At 49.5% G+C, this 3,440-nt stretch carries 1 protein-coding gene; it reads right to left on the bottom strand.

The features are described from left to right. The coding region (locus tag VIM87_RS15925) for an amino acid adenylation domain-containing protein (RefSeq protein WP_331997951.1) at positions 1–3,440 on the bottom strand (3,440 nt) is incomplete at both ends.

Here is a 3,440-nt window from a genome sequence, read left to right as displayed (position 1 = left end):
CGTTTAATCAGCGCGTTAAAAGCATAGGCTAATGCATCGTTGTTCAGCTGCCCTTCAAACACATATACACCCGGCATGTTGTAAGCGGCATTGCCACCTTCAAACAGGCTTAATACCCATAACCTGCGCTGGGAGGATGAGAGCTGGTAATGCTCCTGCTCCGTTACCGGCGAAATGGCTATGAAGGCTGTTTTGCGGGTATGCTGGATCAGGTTGGCCTGCTGCTCCAGAATGATGTTGGTGAACAGCTCCTTTAACGGCACCTTCACATCAAACTCGCGGTGTATCAAACTGGCCAGGCGGGTAGCTTTGAGGCTATGGCCGCCCAGGTCAAAGAAATTGTCTTTTAATCCTACCTGGTCCTTGCCTAACACTTCTTCCCAGATACGCACCAGCTTCTTTTCCGTTTCTGTTTGCGGAGCTACATATTCCACACCGGCAGAAAGACCCAATCCTTCAGGATCCGGCAGCCGCTTGCGGTTTACCTTACCGTTAGTGGTAAGGGGTAATTTATCCAGCTGCACATAATGGCCGGGCAGCATATACACCGGTATAAGGCCGGAGAGGTAAGCGCGTAAGGCGCCTGCCTGCAATACGCTTCTGGCGGTGATGTAAGCGATCAGCTCTTTTTCGCCATTGGCATTAAAGCGGGCTGTTACCACAGCGGCATCTATTTCAGGATGGCTTTGTAGCACACTTTCTATTTCACCCAGCTCTATACGGTAACCGCGGATCTTTACCTGGTCATCTTTCCGGCCCAGGAACTCGATGTTGCCATTGGGCAGCCAGCGGCCAAGGTCACCGGTTTTGTAGATACGTTCTGCCCTGTTATAGGGGTTGGTCACAAATTTCTCCGCAGTTAATTCCGGTTTGTTCAGGTAACCGCGGGCCAGGCACTCCCCGCCTATACAGATCTCCCCGATCACGCCCACCGGCACTATGCGGTGCTCATTATCCATCAGGTAAATGCTGGTATTGGTGATCTGTTTACCAATGAGGATCTGCCTGAAATCATCTTCTACCTTCCATACCACGCAACCCACTGTTGCCTCCGTAGGACCGTACTCGTTATAGATCTCCATTTCGGGGTTCAGCTTCCAGAGAATGCTGATATGGGCATCCCGCAGCTCCTCCCCGCCTACGATAGCACTTTTCACCGCTGTAGTGCGTAAACCGATGTTTTCGACCAGGTTAATGTGGGAAGGTGTAAGCTTCACCACATCCACTCCATTCTTGCGGTCCAGCTGCAGTTTCAGCAGGTCTGTTATTTCCAGGGAAGCATCATACACGCTGATGCTGTTGCCTGTTAATAAAGGTGTAAAAATACTGGTGACTGTAAGGTCAAAAGAGGGTGAGGTGAACAGGCCAAAGTGTGCAGGCCCTTCTCCCAGGTAGGTATTTTTTGACCAGGTAATGTAGTTCACCACGGTGCGGTGCTCTACCATTACGCCTTTGGGCTTTCCGGTAGAACCGGAAGTATAAATAACATAAGCAAGGTTACCCGGTTTAACGGATACCGGCAGCGCGGTTAAGGGCTGCGCATTTATTTCCTTTATATCATGCTGGTATTTTCTTTTACCGGCAGTTTGAGCCGGTTGATGTTTATCGATCTGCAACAGCGCATCAAAGCGGTAACGCGTAAGCTCGTTGGCTACGGTATGCACTTTATCGCTGTACTCTGCAGCTACAATGCCAATATGGTCGGGGATCAGGTCGCTGAGGTAATCGCGCGACAGGAACAGCTCTGACGACCAATCCGTTTTAGTGCGGTAATTTTCTTCCCGGTGGTTTTGTTTAAACTCAGTAAGATCGCTGATCAGGGCTTCCCGTTTGTCTTCATCCTGGATATCGCCCAGGAACAGCAGGCCCTTGTCTTTAATCTTGCTGATCACTTTTATCAATACATCGCGCAGGTAGTTATGTCCGTTAAAGGATTGTATTACGCTGTTGATGATCACAATATCAAAGTCGCCATCTTCCAGCTGGTCGATTTCATTTGCTGGCAGGCAGGATAACCGGATGTTACTAAGCCCCTTTTCATTTACCAGCTGCTGGGTGTAAGCCAGGATGGAAGAGGAAAGGTCCGTACCGTGATAGCTGGCTACCTGCGGCGCTACCTGGAACATGGTTAAACCGGAGGAACAGCCTATTTCCAGCACTCTGGAATCCGGGCGTAAATGCTCTTTCAGCTTCAGATAAGCATTCACAGCATATTCCTGCATTTCCAGCTCACTCAGGTATTCACCCGTGTAACTGCTCATCCATCCGCCACCGGTAATGGCATCGGTGGCGGTATCTCCTACGTGATCCCAGAGGTCTTTACGCATCAGTTCATTGCGGATGGTGCCTTGTTCCTGGTGTATATTATCACTGTCAATGCATACCAGGTGTTTAATGCCTTTACAGCGCCATTGTATGCGGTTAGCAAATTCTATCAGGTTCTTTTCCACCAGCAAAATATCCACACCAGCATCTTCCAGCATGTAGATGAGCCTTTCTTCCGGATAGTCTGTATCCAGCGGCACATAAGCACCTCCGGCTTTTAACACTCCAAAAATGGATACCAGCAGCTCTTTGCTTCTTGTTTGCAGGATGCCTACTCTTTCTTCCGGCTGCAGCTGCAGGGTATGGTGCAGGAAATGCGCCAGGCGGTTAGCCTTTTCATTCAGCTCACGGTAGGTGAAATTATCTGTGGGGCTTTTAACGGCTGTGTTATCCGGCGTAAGCCGGCATTGCGCTTCAAACAGCTCATGTAAGGTGCTGGTGGATGGGTAGTAGCCTACGGGACCTGTAGCAAAATTCTGCAGTAAGGTTTGTTCCTCTGCTGCTGAAAGAATATTAATACCGGACAATGTTATTTCCGGCTGCAGCATTACTGTTTGCAGGGTATTCCGGAAATGGCTTACCAGTTGCTCAATGGCAGCTGCATCGTAAATGGCTGAATAATATTCCAGGTCAATGATAATATCTTCATCCTGTTCACTTACGTACCAGGTCATATCAAACTTGGAGGTACCGGATCCTTTCCAGGAAGGCATTTGCTCAAAGCCGTCCTCTGCTCCTATAATTCCAGGGGCTGCTGCTTTTGCTTCTGTGAAGTTCTGCACCACCATTGCAATATCAAAGATGGGATTGCGGGAGGGCTCACGTTCTACCTTCAGCATGTTCAGCAGGTCCTCAAATTGTATATCCTGGTTTTCATAAGCGCCAATGCTGGCGTTCATTACTTCCCCGTAAAATGCTTCAAAAGGTTTATCGCCCTGCGGGAAATTGCGGATGGCCAGCGTGTTCACGAACATGCCTACAATACGCTCTACTTCCGGGTGGCGGCGGCCGGCAATGCCGCAACCGATCACAATATCATCCTGCCCGGTGTATTTGTGCAGCACTACGTTCAAAGCAGCCAGCAGGGTCATTTGCAGGGTGCCATGGTGTTGTTT

Source organism: Chitinophaga sp. (assembly GCF_036569125.1).
In the GTDB taxonomy this organism is placed as follows: domain Bacteria; phylum Bacteroidota; class Bacteroidia; order Chitinophagales; family Chitinophagaceae; genus Chitinophaga.
The sequence above is the reverse complement of the archived record's forward strand: the minus strand, read 5'-3'. Positions and strand labels throughout refer to the sequence as shown.